This window comes from Psychrobacter sp. 16-MNA-CIBAN-0192, assembly GCF_040309565.1.
GTDB lineage: Bacteria > Pseudomonadota > Gammaproteobacteria > Pseudomonadales > Moraxellaceae > Psychrobacter.
Genome location: NZ_JBEOOX010000789.1, coordinates 1 through 230, shown reverse-complemented (window position 1 = coordinate 230; position 230 = coordinate 1). Strand labels below are relative to the sequence as shown.

1 protein-coding gene is annotated in these 230 nt (G+C 45.2%); it reads right to left on the bottom strand.

The annotated features are described in order from the left end of the window. On the bottom strand, nucleotides 1–230 hold a 230-nt coding region (locus AAEY78_RS15225; protein ID WP_352340375.1), incomplete at both ends, for an ATP-binding protein.

Sequence of the window (230 nt, the reverse complement as noted above, 5' to 3'; positions counted from 1 at the left end):
GCTTTTAGCAGTTGCTCCAATTCCAGCGTAGCGCGCTTAACATCAGTTAATTGCATTTGCACTTTAGGCTTTCGAACAAGCCAGGTATGTTGATACCAATCATCAAAACGCAGCACTTCACTGCGGCGTTGTTCAGCATTACTGATGCAGGCTTCAAGATCGCGGATCTGTTTTTTAAGCGCCAAGATGGTGCCTTCATCAACACCACGCGACTTAAGCTCATTTTTGTA